Source organism: Vreelandella sp. F11, assembly GCF_042466685.1.
GTDB lineage: Bacteria > Pseudomonadota > Gammaproteobacteria > Pseudomonadales > Halomonadaceae > Vreelandella.
In genome coordinates, this window is the sequence record NZ_CP170448.1 from 4,805,270 (window position 1) to 4,828,304 (window position 23,035).

At 54.7% G+C, this 23,035-nt stretch carries 24 protein-coding genes; 5 read left to right on the top strand and 19 right to left on the bottom strand.

Annotation, left to right across the window (positions count from 1 at the left end; genetic code table 11):
- Window positions 1-14 precede the first annotated feature (14 nt).
- The 19 genes from mgtE to argC all read right to left on the bottom strand — a co-directional run bounded on the left by mgtE (window position 15) and on the right by argC (window position 17,963).
- A complete protein-coding gene (gene mgtE / locus ACFIOZ_RS21965; protein ID WP_386081324.1) occupies window positions 15-1,397 on the bottom strand; it encodes a magnesium transporter in 1,383 nt (460 codons plus the stop codon).
- Between the two features lie 158 nt (window positions 1,398-1,555).
- The gene (locus ACFIOZ_RS21970; protein ID WP_226248983.1) at window positions 1,556-1,984 is read right to left on the bottom strand and encodes a F0F1 ATP synthase subunit epsilon; all 429 of its coding nucleotides are present in this window, start codon (window positions 1,982-1,984) and stop codon (window positions 1,556-1,558) included.
- Between the two features lie 24 nt (window positions 1,985-2,008).
- Window positions 2,009-3,388, bottom strand: coding sequence for a F0F1 ATP synthase subunit beta (gene atpD / locus ACFIOZ_RS21975; RefSeq protein ID WP_226248982.1), 1,380 nt, complete (start codon window positions 3,386-3,388; stop codon window positions 2,009-2,011).
- A 73-nt stretch (window positions 3,389-3,461) separates the two neighbouring features.
- Window positions 3,462-4,349 (bottom strand): F0F1 ATP synthase subunit gamma, encoded by an 888-nt coding sequence (atpG, locus tag ACFIOZ_RS21980; RefSeq protein WP_007112221.1) that lies wholly within the window; start codon window positions 4,347-4,349, stop codon window positions 3,462-3,464.
- 65 nt (window positions 4,350-4,414) lie between these two features.
- The gene (atpA, locus tag ACFIOZ_RS21985; protein ID WP_386081327.1) at window positions 4,415-5,959 is read right to left on the bottom strand and encodes a F0F1 ATP synthase subunit alpha; all 1,545 of its coding nucleotides are present in this window, start codon (window positions 5,957-5,959) and stop codon (window positions 4,415-4,417) included.
- A gap of 16 nt (window positions 5,960-5,975) precedes the next feature.
- On the bottom strand, window positions 5,976-6,512 hold the full coding sequence (locus ACFIOZ_RS21990) for a F0F1 ATP synthase subunit delta (RefSeq protein WP_226248975.1): 537 nt from the start codon (window positions 6,510-6,512) through the stop codon (window positions 5,976-5,978).
- An 11-nt stretch (window positions 6,513-6,523) separates the two neighbouring features.
- Window positions 6,524-6,994 (bottom strand): F0F1 ATP synthase subunit B, encoded by a 471-nt coding sequence (locus ACFIOZ_RS21995; RefSeq protein ID WP_064232398.1) that lies wholly within the window; start codon window positions 6,992-6,994, stop codon window positions 6,524-6,526.
- A gap of 76 nt (window positions 6,995-7,070) precedes the next feature.
- On the bottom strand, window positions 7,071-7,298 hold the full coding sequence (gene atpE / locus ACFIOZ_RS22000; protein WP_007112217.1) for a F0F1 ATP synthase subunit C: 228 nt from the start codon (window positions 7,296-7,298) through the stop codon (window positions 7,071-7,073).
- A 64-nt stretch (window positions 7,299-7,362) separates the two neighbouring features.
- Window positions 7,363-8,190, bottom strand: coding sequence for a F0F1 ATP synthase subunit A (gene atpB, locus ACFIOZ_RS22005; protein WP_386081329.1), 828 nt, complete (start codon window positions 8,188-8,190; stop codon window positions 7,363-7,365).
- Window positions 8,191-8,202: 12 nt separating this feature from the next.
- On the bottom strand, window positions 8,203-8,598 hold the full coding sequence (locus ACFIOZ_RS22010) for an ATP synthase subunit I (RefSeq protein WP_386081331.1): 396 nt from the start codon (window positions 8,596-8,598) through the stop codon (window positions 8,203-8,205).
- Window positions 8,599-8,815: 217 nt separating this feature from the next.
- On the bottom strand, window positions 8,816-9,745 hold the full coding sequence (locus ACFIOZ_RS22015) for a ParB/RepB/Spo0J family partition protein (RefSeq protein ID WP_386081333.1): 930 nt from the start codon (window positions 9,743-9,745) through the stop codon (window positions 8,816-8,818).
- Between the two features lie 15 nt (window positions 9,746-9,760).
- The gene (locus ACFIOZ_RS22020) at window positions 9,761-10,528 is read right to left on the bottom strand and encodes a ParA family protein (protein WP_071694847.1); all 768 of its coding nucleotides are present in this window, start codon (window positions 10,526-10,528) and stop codon (window positions 9,761-9,763) included.
- 65 nt (window positions 10,529-10,593) lie between these two features.
- Window positions 10,594-11,253: a 16S rRNA (guanine(527)-N(7))-methyltransferase RsmG gene (rsmG, locus tag ACFIOZ_RS22025; protein WP_386081336.1), complete on the bottom strand. Its 660-nt coding sequence runs from the start codon at window positions 11,251-11,253 to the stop codon at window positions 10,594-10,596.
- On the bottom strand, window positions 11,250-13,154 hold the full coding sequence (gene mnmG / locus ACFIOZ_RS22030; protein WP_386081338.1) for a tRNA uridine-5-carboxymethylaminomethyl(34) synthesis enzyme MnmG: 1,905 nt from the start codon (window positions 13,152-13,154) through the stop codon (window positions 11,250-11,252). Before mnmG ends, rsmG begins: the two co-directional genes overlap by 4 nt.
- 592 nt (window positions 13,155-13,746) lie before the next feature.
- Window positions 13,747-14,517, bottom strand: coding sequence for an amino acid ABC transporter ATP-binding protein (locus tag ACFIOZ_RS22035; RefSeq protein WP_386081339.1), 771 nt, complete (start codon window positions 14,515-14,517; stop codon window positions 13,747-13,749).
- An 11-nt stretch (window positions 14,518-14,528) separates the two neighbouring features.
- Window positions 14,529-15,200: an amino acid ABC transporter permease gene (locus ACFIOZ_RS22040; protein WP_386081341.1), complete on the bottom strand. Its 672-nt coding sequence runs from the start codon at window positions 15,198-15,200 to the stop codon at window positions 14,529-14,531.
- 117 nt (window positions 15,201-15,317) lie between these two features.
- Window positions 15,318-16,094: a transporter substrate-binding domain-containing protein gene (locus ACFIOZ_RS22045; RefSeq protein ID WP_386081342.1), complete on the bottom strand. Its 777-nt coding sequence runs from the start codon at window positions 16,092-16,094 to the stop codon at window positions 15,318-15,320.
- Window positions 16,095-16,254: 160 nt separating this feature from the next.
- Window positions 16,255-16,608: an iron-sulfur cluster insertion protein ErpA gene (erpA, locus tag ACFIOZ_RS22050; RefSeq protein WP_144810096.1), complete on the bottom strand. Its 354-nt coding sequence runs from the start codon at window positions 16,606-16,608 to the stop codon at window positions 16,255-16,257.
- Between the two features lie 320 nt (window positions 16,609-16,928).
- A complete protein-coding gene (gene argC, locus ACFIOZ_RS22055; protein WP_386081344.1) occupies window positions 16,929-17,963 on the bottom strand; it encodes an N-acetyl-gamma-glutamyl-phosphate reductase in 1,035 nt (344 codons plus the stop codon).
- 145 nt (window positions 17,964-18,108) lie between these two features.
- Between argC and ACFIOZ_RS22060 the strand changes: the two genes are divergently transcribed.
- The 5 genes from ACFIOZ_RS22060 to ACFIOZ_RS22080 all read left to right on the top strand — a co-directional run bounded on the left by ACFIOZ_RS22060 (window position 18,109) and on the right by ACFIOZ_RS22080 (window position 22,996).
- Entirely contained in the window at window positions 18,109-19,908 is a 1,800-nt protein-coding gene (locus ACFIOZ_RS22060) for a chloride channel protein (RefSeq protein ID WP_386081346.1), read from the top strand.
- A gap of 88 nt (window positions 19,909-19,996) precedes the next feature.
- Window positions 19,997-20,428, top strand: a complete 432-nt coding sequence (hemJ, locus tag ACFIOZ_RS22065; protein ID WP_386081348.1) for a protoporphyrinogen oxidase HemJ — start codon at window positions 19,997-19,999, stop codon at window positions 20,426-20,428.
- Window positions 20,428-21,237, top strand: coding sequence for a bifunctional hydroxymethylpyrimidine kinase/phosphomethylpyrimidine kinase (gene thiD, locus ACFIOZ_RS22070; protein WP_386081350.1), 810 nt, complete (start codon window positions 20,428-20,430; stop codon window positions 21,235-21,237). The genes hemJ and thiD overlap by 1 nt, the downstream gene beginning before the upstream one ends.
- Window positions 21,238-21,273: 36 nt before the next feature.
- Entirely contained in the window at window positions 21,274-22,554 is a 1,281-nt protein-coding gene (gene hemL / locus ACFIOZ_RS22075; protein WP_386081352.1) for a glutamate-1-semialdehyde 2,1-aminomutase, read from the top strand.
- Window positions 22,555-22,633: 79 nt separating this feature from the next.
- On the top strand, window positions 22,634-22,996 hold the full coding sequence (locus ACFIOZ_RS22080; RefSeq protein WP_386081353.1) for a hypothetical protein: 363 nt from the start codon (window positions 22,634-22,636) through the stop codon (window positions 22,994-22,996).
- Window positions 22,997-23,035 lie beyond the last annotated feature (39 nt).

Here is a 23,035-nt window from a genome sequence, read left to right on the forward strand (position 1 = left end):
GTTTAACCGCCTGTTTACAGACCGGATAGCATGAGGGTGGCAATACTGAAGTAGATCACTACCCCAGAGGCATCAATCAGCGTGGTCACCAGCGGTGCCGACGCGGTTGCCGGGTCGACCTTAAAACGCTCGAGTACAAAGGGTAGGCACATGCCCAACAGGCTACCAAACAGCACGATAGTGACCATACTCAAGGCGACTACCATCGCTAGCGCCTCGCCGCCACGCATGATCCCAATAGGCGTTACCGCAATCGCCATGGTAATACCCAGCGAGCCTGCCACGAGTAGCTCACGGCCAAGTAGTTTCCCCCAGTCTTTAACACCCACGTCACCGGTCGCCATACCGCGCACCATGAGCGTGGCTGCCTGTGCACCGGCATTACCGCCACTGCCGATTAGCAGCGGTAAAAAGAACACCAGTGCCACCTGAGCGGCAATGGTATCTTCAAAGTAGGCGATCCCGGCGCCCGAGAACAGGTTGGCAAAGACCAGCAGTACCAGCCAAAACACCCGCTTACGGTATAGGCTCCAGAGCTTCACGCGGCTTACGCCATCTTCCAGTTGGCCGATCGACATCCCTTTGTGAAAATCTTCGGTGGCCTCGGACTCGGCTACGTCCATGGCGTCATCGTGGGTCACGATGCCGACCATACGGTCATCCGCATCAATCACCGGTAGCGCTAACAGGTCGTACTTCGCCACAATTCGGGCGACATCCTCCTGAGCACTATCGACCCGGGTGCTGATGACATCTTTGATCATGATGTCATCAACAATGGCACCGGGGCGTGCCACCATAAGCTGACGCAGCGACATGGTACCGATCAATTGCCCGTCGCTATCAAGAATATACAGCTGGTAGACCGTTTCCGCATCGGGCGCCGTCTGGCGTACCCGCATCATCGCTTGTGACACCGTCATGCCACTGGCTATGGAGACATAGTCAGAGGTCATGATGGCGCCAGCGGTGCCCTCTTCGTAGCTGGCAAGCCGCTTTAGATCTTCACGCTCGCGATGCGCCATGCGACGCAGCAGTGCTTCGCGGCGGTCTTCACTGAGCAGATTAAACAGGTCGGCACGTTCGTCCGAGCCCATCTCTTCCAGCAGCTTGAGCACCTGGCTATCATCCAGTTTTCCAACTACCTCAAGCTGACTCTCGCCTGGGAGATAGCCCAATACGTTAGCGGCACGCTCAGCAGAGAGAATATCCAGCAGCGAGAGCGCCGCAGGCAGCTCTTCGTCGTCCTCAATCATCTCTTCGAGGATTTCGCCAATATCCGCAGAGCGGGTTTCGGCCAAACGCAAGGAGAGCAACGTTTTACTCGGTACTTCCTTGGCCAACTCGTCGAGCAGCTCGGCTTTTAATTCCTGTAGGCTTTCATCATTCAGTGCCATAGCTCTCCCCTTCACGCAAACTGACGTCGTACTGCCGACTTAATTCTACCTACTAACAAATTCCATATACTTACTTATCATACTGACAAACAAAAAAACGCCCCTTAAACCCTGGTACGGGTCTAAGGGGCGTTGGACACACGCCAAATGCGTGGTTGTTAGCCTTTACCCGCCTTTTTACGCAGTTGCTGAATCGTTCGCAGCTGTGCAACGGCTTCGGCAAGTTCAGCGGCAGCCCGAGTATAATCGAGCTCCGATGACTTCTCATTAAAGGCTTTCAGCGCCTGCTGACGCGCTTCTTCTGCAGCAGCTTCATTAAGGTCACTGGCACGCGATGCGGCGTCGGCTAGTATCGTCACCACATCCGGCTGGACTTCCATGAATCCGCCTGAGACAAAGAAGTTCTCTTCCTTGCCATCATCATGAATCACGCGAACCGGCCCCGGCTGAAGCTCGGTCAGCAGCGGAGCGTGACCGGGTAGAATACCCAGGTCACCCATCATCCCGGAAGCAATCACCTGCTCAACGGTACCTGAGAAAATGGATGCTTCAGCGCTGACGATATTGCAAGTAAAGCTATTCGCCATAGCGAATCCCCCTAATGGACGGGATTACTTCTTCATCTGGTTGGCTTTCTCGACGGCTTCGTCGATGGAGCCGACCATGTAGAAGGCCTGTTCCGGCATATCGTCGTATTCACCAGCAAGAATGCCCTGGAAGCCACTAATCGTGTCTTTCAGTGAGACATACTTACCTGGTGAACCGGTGAATACCTCCGCCACGAAGAACGGCTGCGACAAGAAGCGCTGGATTTTACGTGCCCGTGATACGGCCAGCTTGTCTTCATCAGACAGCTCGTCCATACCCAGAATGGCAATAATATCCTTAAGCTCTTTGTAGCGCTGAAGAACGTTTTGCACACCGCGCGCGGTAGCATAGTGCTCTTCACCAACGACCAACGGATCCAACTGACGCGAAGTGGAGTCCAGCGGGTCGATCGCCGGGTAGATACCCAGTTCGGCGATTGAACGCGCCAGTACCACGGTGGCGTCAAGGTGTGAGAAGGTGGTTGCCGGCGACGGGTCAGTCAAGTCATCCGCAGGTACGTAAACGGCCTGTACGGAAGTGATTGAACCGGTTTTCGTCGAGGTAATACGCTCCTGCAGAACGCCCATCTCTTCAGCCAGTGTCGGCTGATAACCTACCGCTGACGGCATACGACCCAGCAGTGCCGATACTTCGGTACCGGCCAAGGTGTAGCGGTAGATGTTATCGACGAACAGCAGAACATCGCGGCCTTCATCACGGAATTTCTCGGCGATGGTCAGGCCAGTCAGCGCTACGCGCAGACGGTTACCCGGGGGTTCGTTCATCTGACCGTAAACCAGCGATACCTTATCAATAACGTTGGATTCAGTCATTTCGTGATAGAAGTCGTTACCCTCACGCGTACGCTCACCGACACCAGCGAATACAGAGTAGCCGCTGTGCTCGGTGGCGATGTTGCGGATAAGCTCCATCATGTTAACGGTTTTGCCGACACCGGCGCCGCCGAACAGACCCACTTTACCACCCTTAGCGAACGGGCAGACCAAGTCGATCACCTTGATACCGGTTTCCAGCAGCTCGTTAGAGGCCGCTTGGTCGGCATAGCCAGGCGCTTTACGGTGGATCGGCATACGCTCTTGCTCGCCGATCGGCCCCGCTTCGTCAATCGGCTCGCCGAGTACGTTCATAATACGGCCCAGCGTTTCCTTACCTACCGGTACGGAAATCGCGGCACCTGTGCTGGCCACGTCCATGCCACGCTTCAAGCCCTCAGTGGAGCCCATGGCGATGGTGCGCACCACGCCGTCGCCCAGCTGCTGCTGGACTTCGAGGATGGTCTCAACATCGGAGACCTTCAGCGCGTCGTAGACCTTGGGCACAGAGTCCCGCGGAAACTCTACGTCAATCACCGCGCCGATGATTTGTACGATACGTCCGCTCATCTTGGTTCCTCTCTAAAACCTGCAAATGAAACCTGTCTGCCGGGAGCCGCTAATAGCGTCGGCTCCCTAGGCGTTATACGGCAGCAGCGCCGCCGACGATCTCAGAAATTTCCTGGGTGATGGCGGCCTGACGGGCCTTGTTGTAAACCATCTCCAGATCGTCGATCAGGCCGCCTGCGTTGTCAGTGGCACTTTTCATAGCGATCATTCGAGCAGCTTGTTCACAAGCGCCGTTTTCCACTACCGCCTGATACACCTGCGATTCGATGAAACGAACCAGCAGGCTATCGAGCAGCGCCTTGGCATCCGGTTCATACAGGTAGTCCCAGCTTCCGGGACGGGCGTTTTCGTCGTCCTGCTCTGCGTCTGCGCCCATATCAGGCGACAGTGGAAGAAGCTGACGAACCACAGGCTTTTGCGTCATGGTGTTAACAAACTCGTTATGCACCACATAAAGCCGGTCGAGACGTCCTTCATCGTACGCTTCGAGCATGACCTTAATACTGCCAATCAACCCCTCAACGGACGGGGCTTCGCCTAAACCACTCTTCGCCGCCACCAAATTGCCGCCGTAGTTGCGGAAAAAGGTGCTGGCTTTAGCGCCCAAGGCGCAAAAATCCTGCTCAGCGCCCTGTTTTTTCCACTCGCTGGCCTGTTTGAGTAAGGCTTTGAACAGGTTATGGTTTAAACCACCGCACAGACCACGGTCTGTGGAAACCACGATGTAACCAACGCGCTTAACCTCGCTACGCTCGACCATATAGTCGTGCTTGTACTCGGGGTTAGCGTCGGCAATGTGGCCGACCACATTACGGATCTGCTTAGCGTAAGGCTGACTAGCTCTCATCAGATCTTGCGCTTTACGCATTTTCGATGCAGCCACCATTTCCATGGCGCTGGTAATCTTCTGCGTATTTTTAATGCTCCCGATCTGGGTGCGTATCTCTTTTGCAGCTGCCATAGCGATCTACCCTTCGTTCGTGGCTCTCAGAAAGCATGCAAACCCGCCCGCAGGCGGGCCAGACATTACCAGCTCTGAGTCGCCTTGAACTGCTCGAGACCCGACTTCAAGCTGTCTTGAATCTCACCGTTGTAGTCGCCGGTCTGGTTGATCTTGTCGAGCAGATCAGCGTGTTCAGATCTCATGTAGTCGTGCAGCGCACGCTCAAAATCCAACACTTTGTCCACTTCAACGTCGTCCAGGAAGCCTTCGTTGGCGGCATAGAGCGACAGCGCCATTTCAGCGATCGACATCGGCGAGTACTGGTTCTGCTTCATCAGCTCGGTTACACGCTGACCGTGCTCCAGCTGCTTACGCGTCGCTTCATCAAGATCAGAGGCAAACTGCGAGAACGCCGCCAGTTCACGGTACTGAGCCAAGGCTAGACGTACGCTACCGCCGAGCTTCTTGATGATCTTGGTCTGCGCCGAACCACCCACACGGGAAACCGACAGACCCGCGTTGATCGCCGGACGAATACCGGAGTTAAACAGGTTGGTTTCCAGGAAGATCTGACCGTCGGTGATCGAGATAACATTGGTCGGAACGAACGCAGAAACGTCACCACCCTGGGTTTCGATGATCGGCAGCGCGGTCAATGAACCGGTTTTGCCTTTCACTTCACCGTTGGTGAACTTCTCGACGTAGTCGGCGTTAACCCGTGCTGCACGCTCCAGCAGACGCGAGTGGAGGTAGAATACATCACCGGGATAAGCTTCACGGCCCGGCGGACGACGCAGCAGCAGCGATACCTGACGGTAGGCAACGGCCTGCTTGGAGAGGTCGTCATACACGATGAGCGAGTTCTCGCCGCGGTCACGGAAGTATTCGCCCATGGTGCAGCCAGAGTAGGCGGCCAGGAACTGCATCGGCGCCGGATCCGCAGCGCCAGCGGCGACCACGATGGTGTGCTCCATAGCGCCATGCTCTTCAAGCTTGCGCACCACGTTGGCAATGGTCGACTGCTTCTGACCAATGGCGACGTAGACACAGGTCACGCCTTTGCCTTTCTGGTTGATGATGGCATCAATGGCAATGGCGGATTTACCGATCTGACGGTCACCGATGATCAGCTCACGCTGGCCACGGCCAATCGGCACCATGGCGTCGATAGACTTAAGACCGGTTTGAATCGGCTCATCAACGGATTGACGGGTAATAACGCCTGGCGCCACTTTCTCAACGGCGTCGGTCATTTTAGCGTTAATCTCGCCTTTACCATCGATGGGGTTACCCAGCGCATCGACAACGCGACCAATCAGTTCAGGCCCTACCGGCACTTCGAGAATACGACCGGTACACTTGGCGGTCATGCCCTCTTCAAGCTGCAGGTAGTCACCCAGTACCACGGCACCTACGGAGTCGCGCTCCAGGTTCAGTACCATGCCGAAAATACTGTTGGGGAATTCAATCATTTCACCAAACATCGCGTCTTCGAGGCCGTGAATTTTCACGATACCGTCGGAAACAGTGACAATGGTGCCCTGATTACGGGCTTCGGATGCGACGTCAAGCTTCTCAATTCGCTGCTTGATGATGTCGCTGATCTCGGAAGGATTCAGTTGCTGCATGCCATGTCCCTCAGACTCAAGCGGTTAGCGCTTCGGAAAGGCGGTTCAAACGACCACGTACCGACCCGTCAATAACGGTGTCGCCAGCACGCAGGATGACACCGCCGATAAGCGACTTGTCCACCTGAGTAGTAATGGAGATTTCGCGATTCAGACGTTTCTTGAGCGCGTTCGCTAGCTTGGTCTTCTGCTTACTGTCTAATTTGTAAGCGGAGGTGACGTTCACTTCTACACGCTGCTCGTGTTCGGCACGAAGGTGCTCAAACTCCGCAGCGATTGATGAAAGTGACATCAAACGACCTTGGTCTGCCAAAACATCTAAAAAACGCTGTAAAGCGTCGTCTTGTTCGCCTGGTGTCATATCGGCTAACAACGATACTTTTTGTGCATTCTCGAGTTTTGGACTGCCCAGCAAACGACGAACATCGCTGTCAGCGACGGCTAAGCTTAAAAAGCCCAGCGCCTGTGACCAGCGATCAAGCGCCTCATGATCACGCGCGTATTCAAACGCTGCTTTAGCGTAAGGACGAGCGACGGTCAGTAATTCCGCCATAATTCACCTCCCTACAGTTCAGCAGCAAGCTCATCAAGTAACTTGCGATGGGCTTGTTCGTCGACCGAAGCTTCAAGAACACGCTCGGCACCCATAACAGCGAGATAAGAGACCTGGGCGCGAAGCTCGTCTTTTGCACGATTCACTTCTTGCTCGATCTCTGAACGTGCGCTGGCTACTAGGCGTTCGCCTTCGGCACGGGCTTGCTCGCGGGCTTCTTCAATCATCTGGGCAGAGCGCTTGTTGGCCTGCTCAAGAATTTGAGAAGCTTGCTCCTTGCTTTCACGCAGCGTCTGTTCTGCCCGCTCTTGAGCAAGCTCAAGATCACGGTTAGCACGGCTGGCTGCGTCCAAGCCATCAGCAATTTTCTTCTGACGCTCATGAAGCGCGTTGCTGATCGGAGGCCACACATACTTTATGCAAAACCAGACAAAGATCGCGAAGGCGATCGTCTGCCCGATTAGCGTCATGTTGATATTCACAGGAATGTACCTCTGACAAGTTCGTGGCGACCGGAGTGAAACAAAACCGAGCGCTTAGCGCCCGGCTGAGCTGTCATTAACCGGCAACAACGAAAATCAGGTACATCGCAATACCAACACCGATCATCGGAACGGCGTCAAGCAGGCCGGCCATGATGAAGGTTTTGGTTTGCAGTTGGTCACCCAGTTCAGGCTGACGTGCAGTTGACTCAAGCAGTTTGCCGCCCAACAGAGCGAAGCCAATGCCGGTAGCCAGTGCGCCCAGACCGATGATGATGGCAGCTGAAAGATAAACCATTTCCATGATGAAGCTCCTGAGTTTAAGTTTTGGTTAAGGGTTGAGGGTTAATGAAAACGTTATTGCTAGGTTAATGGTGTTCGTGTGCAGCGCTCAGATATACAACCGATAGCGTTGTAAAAATGAAGGCCTGCAGAGTGACCACCAAGATGTGGAAGATGGCCCACGGCACATCCAATAGCCAGATAGCCCAGAACGGCAGCAGGGCGATCAGAATAAAGATCACTTCACCGGCAAACATGTTGCCGAAAAGACGTAGACCGAGACCTAGCGGCTTCACGAGCAAGCCAATGATTTCGAGTACTAGGTTGAAAGGAATCAGCGCCCAGTGATTGAACGGCGTTAACGATAGCTCTCTGGCAAAACCGCCTACGCCTTTCACCTTAATGCTGTAATAAATAATCAGACCAAACACACCCAGCGCCATACCCAGTGTGGCGTTGGGGTCAGTGGTCGGGACAATCTTCATATAGTCGACGCCAAGCTTGGCGAACAGCACAGGGAAGTAGTCCACTGGGATGATTTTCAGCGTGTTCATCAGCAAAATCCACACGAACAGCGTCAACGCTAATGGCGCAATCATCGGGTTTTTGCCATGGAAAGTAGCGCGAGTAAGGTTCTCAATAAACTCAACGACCATCTCTACCGCATTTTGTAGCCCACCGGGTACCCCAGTAGTCGCCATTTTACCGGCTTTGCGGAAAACCCAGATAAATAGCAAACCCATGGCGATAGACCAGCCCATGGTGTCTAAGTGAATGGCCCAAAAGCCCATTTCACGGGCCTCTTCAGCAGAGTGTGCCAGCGACCAGCCATTTTCGGGGTGGTTGCCAAAGGTCAGGTTCTGCAAGTGGTGCTGGATATAGTAAGTCGAAGAGACTTCGTTTCCTGCGGCCATGGACATGTCACCTCAATTAGTTGTGCGATCTCTAGGCATCAGCCAAGGCGTGAGCCAATGCGTTAGAACAACCGCGACGTAAGCATAAAAAAATAAAGCGGGGTTTGAAGGGGGCGCTGCCACGAACACTGCTACAAACAGTGCCACCGTCAAACCAAACTTACCTGCTTCAGCACGAAATAAGTGCATCGCTCCTCGTGTTCGGCGCCTAGGTTGACCCCCCCCCATTCGCTGAATAAAAAAGGCGTGCGGCAATAAGGCTACCAACGCTCCTTTAAATACCGATGAGACACCTTCAACGTCTGCGGCTAAGTAGGCTGCTAGCATACCTACAAACGTAATTATCAGCTGTGCGACCGTCAGTCGAATGATATAGGTTTTTCGTCGCTGGGTTTCGTATCGCTGCATAGCTCTTGGGAAAAATACCCAGCCTCACTAATGAAAACCCATACCTCGACAAGCTAATAGCTAGACAAACCAAGGCAACCTGCACAAATCTTGCGCGATTATAGGGAAGCGCTATCACACCTTCAACCGAACTCGCACCGATTTTGCCCGTTAAGGGCCCTATTTGCGACCAAAGAGGGAAAACGTGTGCACTTCTTACGCGATATTGAATAGCCTGCTATTTAATATGATTTAAGATACCGTCCAACTCTTCAAGGCTGGTATAGCGTATTGTTAATTTACCTTTGCCTTTTTGCCCATGGTCAATGGAGACAGGTGCACCGAGCAGCTCACCAAGGTGAGTTTCAAGCTTAGCTACATCGGGTTGCTTGCTTTGCCGGCTAGGCGTTTTGATTGGCGCTTGGCTGGTTTGGACTTTTTTCACCAGTGCTTCGGTGGCCCGCACCGTCATGTCATTGTTGACCACCTCATGAGCCACCTGCCGCTGTTGGGTGCTGTTGAGCGTTAACAGCGCCCGTGCGTGGCCCATATCCAGGTCGCCGCGTTCGAGCAGGGTTTGCACTTCAGGGTCTAGCGCCAGCAGACGCAACAGGTTGGCCACCTGGGTGCGCGATTTACCCACTGCGTCGGCTATCTGCTGCTGAGTCAGCTCAAACTCTTCGCCCAAGCGCTTAAGCGCCATGGCTTCTTCAATGGCGTTGAGGTTTTCACGCTGAATGTTTTCGATCAGCGCCAGCGCCAAAGCAACTTCATCGCTGACTTCCCGGATGACTGCCGGAATAACATCCAGCTCGGCAAGCTGAGCGGCCCGCCAGCGGCGCTCACCGGCAATAATTTCGTAGCGATCCACGCCGATGGGGCGCACGACGATGGGCTGCATCACGCCCTGGGCGCGAATGGAGTCCGCCAGCTCTTCTAACGCTTCGGGCTGAATATCCCGGCGCGGCTGATATTTACCCCGCGTTAATTGCCCTAACGGCAAGCGTTCAAGGCGATCCTCGGCAACGTCGCTGGCCGCAGCACTACGCGCGGCATCAGAAAGCTCCAACGGGGTGCCGTTACCGGCAAGTTCTAAGCTGTCACGGCGACGGGCACCGGCACCAATCAGGGCATCCAGGCCACGTCCCAGCGCGGGTTTACGCGTCATTCGCTTTTCCTCATTTTATAACGCTAGGCGACGAATCATCTCTTTCGCCAACACACGATAGGCCTGGCTACCCCGGGAGAACCGGGCATATTGCGTTACGGGTAATCCGTGGCTCGGCGCTTCGGCAACTTTTACGTTGCGAGGAATGGTCGTTTTCAACAGCATGTCGCCAAAATAGTCACGCAACTGCTTATCCACTTCCCGCGTTAAACTGGTGCGCTTGTCGTACATGGTGCGCAAAATGCCCGCAATGGCCAGATCAGGATTCACATTTTGCTTAATTTGTTCAACGGTATCGAGTAGTGCCGATAGCCCCTCCAGGGCGTAGAACTCACACTGTAGAGGGATCAGCACGCTATCGGAAGCCGTTAATGCATTCACGGTTAGCATGTTCAAAGAGGGCGGGCAGTCGATCAGCACTACGTCATACGCATCCGAGACCGAAGCAAGCGCGGTAGTTAAGCAGCTCTCGCTTTTATCGCGATCCAGTAGCTCGACTTCGGCGGCGGTGAGATCACCGTTGCCCGGCAGTACGTCGTACTTGACCGCCAGCTTTTTGACAATCGTTTCAGCAGCCGTTGCTTCGCCCAGTAGAACGTCAAGCACGCTTTTATCGAGCTCGTATTTGTCGATGCCGCTGCCCATGCTGGCATGGCCTTGGGGGTCAAGATCCACCAGCAGTACGCGACGGTCGAGCGCAGCGAGACTGGCCGCCAGGTTAACGGCCGAGGTGGTCTTGCCCACGCCGCCTTTTTGGTTGGTCAGGGCAATGATCTGGCTCACTTGCTCAACTCCTTCTGGGGGTCAGAATCAACGTTCAGCTTTCAATCAACATTCAGCTTTCACATTTAGCTTTCAACATCCAAGATCAGCAGCTGCCGCTGGGCTGCTTCAAAGGGTACTTCCAACAAATGACGCTGGTGTAAACGTATACCGGCGGGCAGGTCGCGCAGTTCATCATCCGCCCCAGGCCCTTTCATGGCTAACCACTGGCCGTCGGCGCTGGGTAGCTGGCGGGTCAAGGTGACAAAATCGACCAAGCTGGCAAATGCTCGGGAAATCACCTGATCAAAAGCGGCGGCTTCAAACTGTTCCACCCGCGCCTGTACGGGAGTTACGTTTTCAAGCCCGAGCTCCATTACCGCCTGACGCTGAAAGCGCACCTTTTTGCCATTGCTATCCAGCAGTGTCACATCAAGCTGGGGGGCTAATATCGCTAATACGATGCCAGGAAGCCCGGGGCCCGCGCCTACATCCAGTAGCCGTGGCCCCTGGACATAGGGCAACACAGCGGCGCTATCCAACACGTGGCGCGACACCATGTCATCCACCTCGCGTACCGCTGTGAGGTTATAAGCCCGGTTCCACTTGTGCAACAGTGCCAATAAGCCTAGCAGCTGTTCGCGTTGATGTTCGTCAACGGCGATGCCTAACTGGCTAAGCCCTTGATCAAGCCGTGGTGCAACGCTTGCAGGTAGCGTTTTCAACAGTGGGTTCAACGAACTCATCCGTTAACTACCTCAGCTGCAGCGACTAATCGGCGCTTTTTTAGATGCACCAGCAAAATAGAGACGGCCGCCGGGGTGACGCCTGAAATCCGTGCCGCATGGGCAAGCGTTTCTGGCCGCGCTTCAGCCAGCTTTTGGCGAATTTCGTTAGATAAGCCTTCCACTTTCAAATAATCCAGTTCCGCAGGCAGTGGCGTGGCTTCGTGGCGCTTGAGCTTATCGATCTCATGCTGCTGGCGATCAATATAGCCTTGATACTTAGCCTGAATCTGTACCTGCTCGGCGACTGCCGGGTCAGTGACCAGGGCGCCCTCGATACCGGGCAGATTGGTCAAATCGCTGTAATTGAGTTCAGGACGTTTTAGCAGATCGCTCAACCGATACTCGCGGGTAAGGGGTGCACCGGTTTTTTCCGCCACTTGTTCTGCCGCTGGGCTCCCCGGCTGTATCCACAGGGTGCTCAGCCGCGCGGTTTCTTGCTCAATAGCTTCGCGTTTTTGGCTAAACGCTGCCCAGCGAGCGTCGTTAACCAGGCCCAGCTCACGACCTGTTTCGGTCAAGCGCAGATCGGCGTTGTCTTCCCGTAGCAGCAAGCGGTACTCCGCACGAGAAGTAAACATGCGATAGGGCTCTTTGGTACCCATGGTAATCAGGTCATCGACGAGTACACCAAGATAGGCTTCATCGCGGCGGGGATACCAGACATCCAGCTCCATAGAGCGACGGGCGGCATTCAGGCCCGCCAGCAAACCTTGCGCACCGGCTTCTTCATAGCCGGTGGTGCCGTTGATCTGGCCGGCAAAAAACAGGTTGTGGATAAATTTGGTTTCCAGCGAGTGTTTTAAGTCCCGTGGATCAAAAAAGTCGTACTCAATGGCGTAACCAGGCCGGGTGATATGGGCGCTTTCCAAGCCTTTGATGGAACGGACCACCTGAATCTGCACGTCAAAGGGCAGCGAAGTCGAAATACCGTTGGGGTAGAGCTCGTGAGTATCCAGTCCTTCCGGTTCGATAAACACCTGGTGGCTGGATTTATCGGCAAAGCGATGAACCTTGTCCTCAATTGATGGGCAGTAACGCGGGCCGATCCCTTCAATCACACCCGAGTACATCGGCGAACGATCAAGGTTGGCCAGAATTAGATCGTGGGTGTGCTGATTGGTGTGAGCAATGTGGCAACTCACTTGCTGAGGGTGCATTTCCCGCGATCCCAGGTAGGACATCACCGGCGTCGGGCTATCACCTGGTTGCTCTTCCAACTGAGAAAAATCCACTGTCTTGGCATCAATCCGTGGTGGCGTGCCAGTTTTTAGGCGGTCAACACGAAACGGCAAAGCGCGCAGCCGTTCGGCCAGCGCGTTAGAAGGCGGATCACCGGCGCGGCCACCCTTGCTTTGATCCAAACCAATGTGAATCACGCCACCCAAAAACGTGCCAGTACACAGCACGACGCTGTCAGCATGGAAACGAATACCGGTTTCCGTGACAACTCCCCGGACGGTGTCGTTATCCACAATCAGATCGCCAGCGGCCTGCTGGAAAATCGTCAAGTTGGGCTGGTTTTCCAGCATTCCGCGGATAGCTGATTTGTAGCGTATACGGTCAGCCTGGGCACGGGTTGCCCGAACGGCGGGCCCTTTGCTGGCATTGAGCACGCGAAACTGGATGCCACCCAAATCCGTGGCAAGCCCCATGGCGCCGCCCAATGAATCAATTTCCTTGACCAAGTGACTTTTGCCGATACCGCCGATCGCGGGGTTACACGACATTTGGCCCAGGGTTTCGATGTTGTGGGTGAGCAGCAGGGTCTGACAGCCCATGCGAGCAGAGGCCAATGCGGCTTCAGTTCCCGCATGGCCACCGCCGATGACAATCACGTCAAAGCGGTCGGGGTAATTCAAGAGACACCTCGTCTTGTGCCTAGCGGCACGGATGATGTGGCCAGTGCAGTCGGTTTAGACGCAGCCACCTTAGATCAATGAGGCGGCAAGTATAAACCCCCTGTGGGTAACCGTCAGGTTTTTCCACACCCCAATTCACCAAACAGCCTCTATTAATAACAACATAAATATAAAATAAGAGAAGTTCTGTAAATGTTGTAATTACTAGTGTGGACAATTTCTGTGTATAAGCGAATTATTTTAAATTATTTCAGTAGCTTATATTGTTGACTTCTACATGTTTGAAGACGGGAGTGCCTGGGCAGAAAGGGTGATAAGCCTGTGGATGGAATAGCGCCTTATCCACAGATGGCATTGAGCACGGCTTATCCACCGGTCAGTACCTGGGTTGTTACCGCAGGTGTGAACAACCACCGTTTGGTGTGGAGCTAACGCTAAGAGACTCTCATGGTAGGCGTGACAGAGGTAATGCTGATCAATGTAAAAAAAAATTATCCACAGGCAAAAAAATGGCCTGTCGTGTCGACAGGCCGGTATAAAAGCGTCATTCAGCGTGAATAGGCAGCTATTTTATAGCTTGGAAGGGGGCAATTTAGTGTTTGAGCACCCGCGCCAGGAAGGATTGAGTGCGTTCGTGTTGAGGTGAATCGAACAGCTTTTCCGGGTGGCCCTGCTCAGTAATCTCGCCTTTATGGATAAAAATCACCCGGTCGGCAACCTCTCGGGCAAAGCCCATCTCATGGGTGACAATCACCATGGTCATGCCCTCTTTGGCCAGCTCACGCATGGCATCCAGTACTTCACCGATCATTTCCGGGTCAAGCGCTGATGTGGGCTCGTCAAACAGCATTAGGCGCGGTTCCATAGCCAAGGCGCGAGCCAGCGCTACACGCTGCTGCTGGCCGCCTGAGAGCTGGCTGGGATACTTTTCGGCTTGGTCGGCGATTCCCACCCGGTCAAGCAGGCGCTTAGCGTTGCTGACCGCGTCGTCTCGGCTTAAACCGCGCACTTTCATTGGCGCCAGAGTGACGTTGTCGATCACGCTGAGATGAGGAAAGAGGTTGAACTGCTGAAATACCATGCCGACTTCGGTACGGATAGTTTGCAGTGCTTTAGTGCTCTTGCCATGGGGCAGCAGCTCATTGTTATCGACTACCAGGCTGCCGGATTGGAACTCTTCCAAGCCGTTAATACAGCGAATGAGTGTGGATTTTCCTGAGCCACTGGCACCGATAATCACCACCACTTCACCGGGCACAATCGTAAGATCAATATTGTTGAGTACGTGCAGGTTGCCAAAGTGCTTGTTGAGCTGCTGCATACGCACAATTGGTTGCATTGTGTTGTTCAATGTCTCGTTCATTGCGCGTGTCCTTATTGTCCTGCCAGGCCTCTGCGCTCAAGTTGGCGCAGGATGATGGAGAGCGTCCAGGTGATCGCCAGATACATCAGGGCGACCATAAAGTAGACCTCAAGGGCGGTGAAGGTGGTGGCGATGTAGATTTGTCCCTGACGTACCAGTTCACCGACGCCGATCACTGAAAAAAGTGAGGTGTCTTTGATGCTGATAATGCCCTGGTTACCCAGGGGAGGAATCATGCGCCGAAACGCCTGGGGCCAGATAACATAGCGAAACGCCTGGGTACGGGAGAGTCCAAGTGAGAGTGAAGCTTCACCTTGGCCGCGTTCAATCGACTGGACGCCGCCGCGGACAATTTCCGAAATATAGGCGCCGGAATTCACTGCAATGGCGGCAATGCCTGCGACCAGAGCGTTAATGGGGCCGCCCAACAGTTGCGGTAAGCCGTAAAAGATAAAAAGCACCTGAACCAGAATAGGTGTGCCACGGAACACCTCGACATAGACAATGGCTGGCCAGCGCAACCAGCGTAGCGGGCTGATGCGTAACAGTCCAAAGAAGATGCCTATAAAGAAACCTATGGCCAAGCCGCCAAACGAGATCAGTAGCGTCCAGGGAATACCAGGCAGCAGGTAAGGGATAGACCCAATCGCCGCTGACCAATCAAACTGAAAATTGACGTCCACGCGTAGACTCCTGAAACAAAAAAACAGATGGCAAAAACACATATGAAACGCAGCAGGGCCGGGGGTTGTGGCCACCCGGCCCTGTAATGGCGTTACGCTATTGCTGAGCTTTTACGCTCACTCTTCGCTGGGCGCTTCACCAAACCACTTGGTGTAGATCTCGTCGTAAGTGCCGTCTTCCTTCATCGCTGCGAGCGCTTCGTTGGTGGGCTCTACCCATTCGCTGCCTTTGTGGAAAACAATACCGTACTGTTGGCCCTCGTAAAGCGGGCCAACGACCTTGGTACGGCCTTCACCACGGGTCTGCGAGAAGTAGGCAACGTTAGGTGCGTCATAGAGCACGGCGTCGACGTTACGGCCTAACAGCGCCATGTACATATCGGCGGTGGCGGGGTAGGGAGTGATGTCAGCATCATCGCCTAGCTCTTGCTGAAGGAAGTCGTAGCTAGTGGAGCCGATTTTAGTGGCGACGCTAAGGCCTTCTAGGTCTTCAAGGGTCTCAACATCGTCATTATCCGCACGCACGATAATTCTCAAGCCCGAGTCGTAATAGGGGTCAGAAAAGTCGACGACTTCCGCACGCTCTTCGGTGATGGTAGTACCGGCAATGGCGATCTCCTGACTGCCGGTTTGCACGGCGGGAATAATGCCCGAGAATTCCATGGTGGTGAGGTTGACTTCAAAACCTGCCCGTTCGGCAACTTCGTTGATGATATCCATATCGAAACCAACCATTTCGCCGGTCTCTTGATCCATCATTTCAAAGGGCACAAAGCTTGGGTCAGTGGCCACGTTCACCGATGGCGTTTGGGCCATGGCGGCAGTGGCGCTGCCCAATCCCAGTGCGAGCGCCAGCGTTGTTTTGGTTAGGCTGAGAGGTAGTGCTACTTTCATAAGTTTCCCCGTGATTTGTGTGGCTGTTTGCGGGTTGCAAAGCGGTTTACACCGTCTGATGCTCTTCATAAACCGCTATTTAAGCCATTGTTGACCTATAAACCTTGGCGAGAAACCGTCAGGGCGTCAAGTCGCGGGGCGCGCTGTGAGCCAACGCTGTTTAGACCATAAAGGAGGCGCCACAGCCGCAAGTGGTGGTGGCATTGGGGTTTTGAACGCGAAAACGCGCGCCCGCCAGGCCCTCTTCGTAGTCGACGGTAGAGCCGACCAAATATTGGTAGGAGAGGGGATCAACCACTAGGGCAGCGTTACCAAACTCAATAACGGTGTCATCGTCGGCGACGTTATCAGCAAAGTCGAAACCGTACTGAAAACCTGAGCAGCCGCCACCGGTCACGTAGACCCGCAGTTTAAGGGATGGGTTATTCTCTTCGGCAATCAGCGCATTAATACGTTTGCGTGCGCTATCAGAGAGCAGTAATGGGGTAGGAACAAAGGCTTCTGCACCGCTCATGGGTACCTCCCGCGAGCTTTAAGAACGAATAAATCGGCATTGGGGGGTGATTATGGGTAATTCCCAGCAAATTGGTCAACTATTGCTGGGAATTAGTTAGGGAGGCCACTGGTCTCTTCGGCGGCGAGGACAGGTTTACGCGAGGGCGCTGTGAACCCCACCAGGGGCGCTACTTTCGACATCTGACCGCCATGGATGGCGGAAATGCCGGAATTGTCGGGAACATTATTCCGGCCCTGGAAAAAGACCCTCGCACCACGTTAACTACCTTGGTCAAGAAACCTTTGAGGTACCCTCTGCATGCTGATGTTTTGTTTGGTTTAAGGCATCAGTGCTGGAGCGGTGAGTCCTGTGCTCTCGTCAAAACCAAACATCAGGTTGAGGTTTTGGATCGCTTGGCCCGAAGCGCCTTTGACCAGGTTATCGATCACTGATAGCACGACCACCGTGTTGCCATTGTTAGGCCGGTGGATCGCCAAGCGGCAGGTGTTAATACCTTTGACACTGCGCGTTTCAGGGTGGCTTCCCGCAGGCATCACATCGACAAAGGGTTCATTGGCATAGCGCTGCTCAAAGAGTGCCTGCAGATCGCCGGGATCAGCGGTTAGCTGGCCGTAAAGGGTGGAGTGTATTCCGCGAATCATCGGCGTTAAGTGGGGTACAAAGGTTAAACCCACCGTGGATTGCTGGATATCCTTAAGCCCTTGGCTAATTTCTGGCAGGTGGCGGTGGCCCGAGGCGCCATAGGCCTTCATCGACTCGCTGGCCTCTGCAAGTAGTGAACCTACTTTAGCGCCTCGGCCTGCGCCGGTAACGCCGGATTTGCAGTCAGCAATGAGTTGGCCCGGGTCGATCAAACCCGCTTCCAAAAGCGGCAGGTAGCCCAACTGAACGCTGGTGGGATAGCAACCGGGTACCGCAATTAAGCGTGCGTTTTTGATTTTCTCCCGGTGCATTTCCGGCAGCCCGTAAACCGCCTCTTGCAACAGTTCTGGTGCGCCGTGGGCCTGGCCGTACCAGCGGCTCCATTCGTCGGCATCGCGCAGCCGGAAGTCGGCTGACAGATCGATCACTCGTGTGCCGTTTTCGAGTAACTCTCCCGCCAGGGCGTGGGCAACGCCGTGGGGGGTGGCAAAAAACACCGCATCCATGGCTCCTAGCTGTTTGGCATCCGGCTCGCTAAACGCCAGGGTGTCGTAATGGCCGCGCAGGTTGGGGTACATATCGCACACCTTTACGCCCGTTTCCGAGCGCGAGGTAATCATGGCGACGTTGACCTGGGGGTGTTGGGCGAGTAGCCGCAGTAATTCAACGCCGGTGTAACCGGTACCGCCAACAATGCCGACCTTAATCACAAATCACTCCTTGCGGGTTACGCAAAACGGTTTTCACATATTACAGCCTAAGCGGATTGCTGCACGCTGTCGAAGCTTAGCAGTCTATGATACACAAGAGAGTAGAGAGATAAGAACACTAGAACTCATCATCAGGAAGGTCGCTGTGGCGCGTTTTTCCCTGTCGGATTTTACCTTAGAGAGTTTTCGTCGCCAGCTGGCCAACGTCGACGCCCTTCCACAGCTATGTGTGCTGGGGCTGGTCTCGGGCGTTATTACCGGCGCTGTGATGGTAGCGTTTCGGCTGCTTTTGGAAGCGGGCGCCGCGCTCTACATGACCAATGGAGACCCAGAAGCGTTTGAAAGCATGGCGCCGTGGCTGCGCACGCTGTTGCCCATGCTGGCAGTAACGCTAGTGGGAGTGCTGCTGTATAGGCAAAAACCGGCGGCGCGTAAGCTGGGTGTTGGCCATGTGATCGAGCGGCTTACCTACCACCAAGGCCGTTTTCCCCTGCGCAACTGGCTCAACCAGTGGTGGGTAGGTGTCATATCCGTCCTGGGCGGCCTCTCCGCTGGCCGTGAGGGGCCAGCGATTCACTTGGGCGCCGCGGCGGCCAGCGGGCTTGGCCAGCAGATGCGCCTGCCCAATAATAGTCTCAGGGTGCTGGTCGCATGCGGGACTGCAGCCGCCATCTCAGCCTCCTTTAATACCCCCATTGCGGGTGTCATCTTCGCTATGGAAGTGGTGATGATGGAGTACACCTTGATGAGCTTCATGCCGGTGATATTGGCCTCCACCATGGGGGCACTGGTGGCGCAGTTGGCTTATGGCAACGAGCCCGCCTTCCGTATCCCTGAGATAGCACTAGGCTCATTGATCAATTTGCCGTGGATTGTCGTGACGGGGCTTGTGATTGGCCTACTCGCAGGCTTGTTTATTCATATTTCTCGCAGTCAGCGGATTATACAGTGGCCACTCTGGATGCGGCTGGGCTTGGTAGGTGTGGCGACGGGTGTGGTGGCCTGGTGGTTCCCCCAGGTTCAAGGCATCGGCTATGACAGCGTAGCGGCAGCGCTCAATAATCAGTTGGAAATTAAAGTGCTGCTGGCGCTGATGATCATCAAGCTGCTGATTACGGCGTTAACCGTCGCAGGCGGTGTGCCTATCGGTATTATTGGCCCTGTGCTGGTGATAGGCGCTGCCACAGGCGCGCTGTTTGGTTTGTTGGGTGGCTGGCTTTGGCCAGATAAAGCCGCTGATCCGGGCATTTACGCGATGCTAGGCATGGCTGCGATGATGGGGGCGGTGCTACAGGCACCCCTGGCCGCGCTTATGGCGCTTTTGGAGTTAACCCATACGCCGAGTATTATGCTTCCTGGCATGTTGGCGGTGGTGGTGGCGTGTTTAACGTCGCGTCAATTGACCGGTTGTGAAGGGTTTTTTATCAGCACGGTGCGTTACGGGCTGCATCCGCTTCAACAGCCATTGATGCAGGCACTCTCACGGGTTTCGGTGCCAGCGGTGATGGAGCGCCAACTGGTGCGCACTGAGCGAATGATCACCCCTGAAAAGGCCCGACAGCTACTCGAAACTAACCCTGTATGGCTGGTGATTGAGCGTTCGAGCGAACAAAAACCGGTGCTGGCGCTCAAAGCTGCTGAGTTGGCGCGCTGGCTGCTTGAACACGATGAGGCGCTACAGGGGGAGGAGCCGCCTGGGGATGAGCTAATTGATTTACTGGAAATCCCTGGGCAGCGTTTGGAGCTGGCGCCGATTGGTTTACAGGCGACGCTTTCCGAAGCGTTTCTAAAACTGCAGGATGACGCGCTGGGAGCGCTCTACGTAGTTCATGGCTATCGCCCAAAGCAGCGGCGTATTTCAGGTATTATCACCCGTGGCGCCATCGAGCGTTATTACCACTACACTGATCCACGCGGCGTCGATTCCCGTGGCACCGATGCGTAAAACGATAATTTTCAAGGCATTATTTTAAAGACCTGATTTTAAAATCCTAGACGCACGCGAGAAGGATTCATCGCTTTAAGGAGCAACAATGTACTTATGGGTGAAGGCTATTCACTTAATGGCCGTAGTGACTTGGTTCGCTGCGCTGTTCTATTTACCCCGGCTGTATGTGTACCACGCCACCGCGCGGGATAACGGCGATGAACAGGCCATCAGCTACTTTAAAACCATGGAGCGTAAACTTTACCGTGGCATCATGACGCCATCGATGATTGCGGTACTGATTTTTGGGGGCTGGATGCTCTTCCTGGTTCCCGAATGGTTTAGCCAGGGTTGGATGCATGCCAAGCTGGCGCTTGTGGTTCTGCTTATCGCCTATCACCACGTCTGTTTGATCTATTTGAAGCAGTTCGCTCAGGATCGTTGTACCAAAGGCCATGTGTTTTTCCGCTGGTTTAACGAAGCGCCGGTGATTGCACTCGTGGCGATTATTCTGCTTGCCGTTGTGAAGCCCTTTTGATGCGCCGACCGCTTCCCCCCGTGGTTTTGGTGCTCGCCGGGCATGACCCGACGGGTGGCGCTGGGTTAATCGCTGACAGTGAAGCCATTGCGGCCTGCGGTGGTTGGGCGGTAACGATCCCCACTGCGCTGACGGTACAAAATTGTCATAATGTGACTCGCGTGATCCCTGCTGAGCCCACCGCGATGCGCCAAATGGCCGAGGCCATTAGTGAGATGCAGGTCGCGGCGATTAAGATTGGTCTACTCGCTGACGAAGCCACCCTGCGCGCTGCGGAGCAAATTATTCGCCGTTTTCCCGGCATCCCTGTGGTGGCTGATCCGGTCTTTAAGGCCGGTGGCGGAACTGAGTTATCCACACCCGGGTTACGACAACTCTTTATTGATCGCCTGTTACCGCTTGTGGATATCTTAACGCCCAACCGTGCTGAATTGGCCCAACTGACACCTGATATCGATACGCCTTTCGATGATACGGCCCGCGCGGTGGTACTGATGTCACAGGGGTGCCAAGCCATTTTGGTCACTGCCACCGATGAGCCGCTGCCCGGTAACGACCAGCAGGTTGTGCACACCCTGCATTCGCCTGACACCACTCGCCAATGGCAGTGGCCGCGTTTGCCCGAGCTCTTCCATGGCTCAGGCTGTACGCTTGCATCGTCCATTGCCGCTCGTCTTGCTGTTGGTGAGCGCTTACCAACAGCTTGTGAGCAGGCGCAGCACTTTACTTGGCAGAGTCTGTCTCAAGGCTTTCAACCGCCCAGCGGACAGTGTTTGCCACATCGATTTTCACGGGCTGTCCGTTTTTGATTCGATCTTCAATACGCCATTGACCGAGAGGATGCCATGACTACATCAGCTGAACTATTCGACCTTGCCAGTCGCCATATCCCCGGTGGGGTTAACTCACCCGTCCGGGCGTTTAAGGGGTTACACCGCCCGCCGGTCTTTATGGAGCGTGCTCAAGGTGCCTTTCTGTTTGACGTTGAAGGCAATCGCTACGTGGACTATGTCGGCTCCTGGGGGCCTATGATCACTGGACATGCAGACCAAGATGTACTGGCTGCGGTGCGGGCACGATTGGATAACGGCCTGTCCTTTGGTACCCCGACCGCCGTCGAAACCACCATGGCAGATTTGATCTGCGAGATGATCCCCTCCATGGATATGGTGCGTATGACCAGCTCGGGTACCGAAGCCACCATGTCGGCGATACGTCTGGCACGCGGCACCACCGGTCGCGATAAGATCGTTAAGTTTGAAGGCAATTACCACGGTCACTCTGATTCGCTACTGGTAAAAGCAGGGTCGGGTGCGCTGACCCATGGCGAGCCCAGCTCACCGGGTGTACCTGCCGCTCTGGCTGAACATACCATAACCCTGTCGTTTAACGACCCTGAAGGGGTCGAAGCGTGTTTTAGCGAAATCGGTGATCAGATTGCCTGCATCATCGTTGAACCCGTTGCCGGCAATATGAACTGTATTCCTCCCCAGCCGGGCTTTTTGGAAACGCTGCGTCGAGTATGTAATGAATACGGCAGCGTACTTATTTTTGACGAAGTGATGACCGGTTTTCGCGTGGCTATGGGCGGTGCTCAAGCCCACTACGGTATCGTGCCCGATCTCACCTGCTTGGGAAAAATTGTCGGCGGTGGCATGCCGGTGGGCGCCTTTGGTGGCAAGCGCGAGATAATGCAAAACATCTCCCCCCTGGGGCCGGTTTACCAAGCGGGAACATTGTCGGGTAACCCGCTGGCGATGGCCGCAGGCATCGCTCTGCTGACCAAGTTGCAGGTACCGGGTTTTCACGATGCGCTTACCCAGCGGGTTAATACCCTGTGCACAGGCCTTCAGGAGCGTGCCAATGCGGCAAGGGTACCGATGATGACACAGTCGGCGGGTGGCATGTTTGGACTCTTCTTCACCTCGCAAAGCCGTGTGGATAACTTTGCCCAGGCCACTGCCTGTAATCCGGATGCCTTCCGCCGTTTCTTTGGTGCGATGCTTGACCACGGTGTTTACTTGGCGCCATCGGCTTTTGAGGCGGGCTTTATGTCCAGTGCTCACACGCCGGAAGATATTCAGTTCACCCTTGATGCAGCAGAAAAAGCCTTTGCCGTTATGTAACGGCAAGTAACTAAAAGCCCGCTATACTGCAAGAGCCGCTCACCTTGAGCGGCTCTTATGTTAGTTGAGAGCTAAACTCATGACACTACCAACGGCTTGGCGATATGTGATCTGCGCAGCAGGGCTGCTAGCCTGCTTGCCGCTGGCTGCACAGTCGCCTCAGGAGCAGGACATGACCCAGATCCATATCACCATGAGCGGTTCGCCAGGCGCAGAATTTTCCGCCCACTGGAAGATTACCCACGAAGGCGAAACCACCGAGCACGTTGAAGAGAGCGGGACAGTACCTGCTGAGTACACTTTTACTGGCACAGAGCTTGAAGGAACAGTGAAACTGTTAAGTGACGATGAGCGGCTAGAGGTTGATATTCAAAAAGGCAGTAACCGGTCGCGTTCATCGACTCAGGGGGCAGGGGGGACATTGACGCTAATGATTCGTTAATACCCTTTTAGCAGAGGGTAATAAAAAAACCGCCCCAGT

What these genes read in the sequence shown, in the direction of transcription:
- mgtE (WP_386081324.1), bottom strand. Translation starts at nt 1,397, where the DNA reads ATGGCACTGAATGATGAAAGCCTACAGGAATTAAAAGCCGAGCTGCTC.
- ACFIOZ_RS21970 (WP_226248983.1), bottom strand. Translation starts at nt 1,984, where the DNA reads ATGGCGAATAGCTTTACTTGCAATATCGTCAGCGCTGAAGCATCCATT.
- atpD (WP_226248982.1), bottom strand. Translation starts at nt 3,388, where the DNA reads ATGAGCGGACGTATCGTACAAATCATCGGCGCGGTGATTGACGTAGAG.
- atpG (WP_007112221.1), bottom strand. Translation starts at nt 4,349, where the DNA reads ATGGCAGCTGCAAAAGAGATACGCACCCAGATCGGGAGCATTAAAAAT.
- atpA (WP_386081327.1), bottom strand. Translation starts at nt 5,959, where the DNA reads ATGCAGCAACTGAATCCTTCCGAGATCAGCGACATCATCAAGCAGCGA.
- ACFIOZ_RS21990 (WP_226248975.1), bottom strand. Translation starts at nt 6,512, where the DNA reads ATGGCGGAATTACTGACCGTCGCTCGTCCTTACGCTAAAGCAGCGTTT.
- atpE (WP_007112217.1), bottom strand. Translation starts at nt 7,298, where the DNA reads ATGGAAATGGTTTATCTTTCAGCTGCCATCATCATCGGTCTGGGCGCA.
- atpB (WP_386081329.1), bottom strand. Translation starts at nt 8,190, where the DNA reads ATGGCCGCAGGAAACGAAGTCTCTTCGACTTACTATATCCAGCACCAC.
- ACFIOZ_RS22010 (WP_386081331.1), bottom strand. Translation starts at nt 8,598, where the DNA reads ATGCAGCGATACGAAACCCAGCGACGAAAAACCTATATCATTCGACTG.
- ACFIOZ_RS22015 (WP_386081333.1), bottom strand. Translation starts at nt 9,745, where the DNA reads ATGACGCGTAAACCCGCGCTGGGACGTGGCCTGGATGCCCTGATTGGT.
- rsmG (WP_386081336.1), bottom strand. Translation starts at nt 11,253, where the DNA reads ATGAGTTCGTTGAACCCACTGTTGAAAACGCTACCTGCAAGCGTTGCA.
- ACFIOZ_RS22035 (WP_386081339.1), bottom strand. Translation starts at nt 14,517, where the DNA reads ATGAACGAGACATTGAACAACACAATGCAACCAATTGTGCGTATGCAG.
- ACFIOZ_RS22045 (WP_386081342.1), bottom strand. Translation starts at nt 16,094, where the DNA reads ATGAAAGTAGCACTACCTCTCAGCCTAACCAAAACAACGCTGGCGCTC.
- erpA (WP_144810096.1), bottom strand. Translation starts at nt 16,608, where the DNA reads ATGAGCGGTGCAGAAGCCTTTGTTCCTACCCCATTACTGCTCTCTGAT.
- hemJ (WP_386081348.1), top strand. Translation starts at nt 19,997, where the DNA reads ATGTACTTATGGGTGAAGGCTATTCACTTAATGGCCGTAGTGACTTGG.
- thiD (WP_386081350.1), top strand. Translation starts at nt 20,428, where the DNA reads ATGCGCCGACCGCTTCCCCCCGTGGTTTTGGTGCTCGCCGGGCATGAC.
- hemL (WP_386081352.1), top strand. Translation starts at nt 21,274, where the DNA reads ATGACTACATCAGCTGAACTATTCGACCTTGCCAGTCGCCATATCCCC.
- ACFIOZ_RS22080 (WP_386081353.1), top strand. Translation starts at nt 22,634, where the DNA reads ATGACACTACCAACGGCTTGGCGATATGTGATCTGCGCAGCAGGGCTG.